This is a genomic window from Microbulbifer sp. 2205BS26-8, assembly GCF_030731025.1.
In the GTDB taxonomy this organism is placed as follows: domain Bacteria; phylum Pseudomonadota; class Gammaproteobacteria; order Pseudomonadales; family Cellvibrionaceae; genus Microbulbifer; species Microbulbifer spongiae.
In genome coordinates this window covers 1-461 of the sequence record NZ_JAVAMR010000191.1, presented here as the reverse complement: position 1 = coordinate 461, position 461 = coordinate 1, and the positions used below count along the sequence as shown (strand labels likewise).

Below are 461 nucleotides of genomic sequence, written 5' to 3'. Positions count from 1 at the left end.
TCGCAACTTGGTCTGGTTTTGTTTATGTCGCATTCGTTGTCGACGTATTCTCCCGCTACATCGTTGGCTGGCGCGTATTAAAGAGCCTTCAAACCGACATTGTGCTTGATGCTCTGGAGCAGGCACTCTGGGCACGAGGTAAGCCCCGTGGCGTTACCCATCACAGTGATCGAGGTAGTCAGTATCTGTCGATTCGATATACCGAGCGGCTTAGTGAGGCGGGTTTCCATATGTCAGTCGGCAGTGTCGGCGACTCCTACGACAACGCACTGGCAGAAACTATCAACGGTTTATTCAAGGCGGAGGTCATCCACAGGGCAGGTCCCTGGAAAGGACTGGATGAGGTTGAACTTGCAACCTTGACCTGGGTCGACTGGTTTAACCATCGCCGCATTCTTGGGCCAATTGGCGATATGCCTCCAGCTGAATACGAAAACCTGTATTATCAACAAACCGAGTCT

1 protein-coding gene is annotated in these 461 nt (G+C 51.8%); it reads left to right on the top strand.

Annotation, left to right across the window (positions count from 1 at the left end):
* The coding region (locus tag Q5Y71_RS17215) for an IS3 family transposase (protein ID WP_306043295.1) at positions 1 to 461 on the top strand (461 nt) is incomplete at both ends.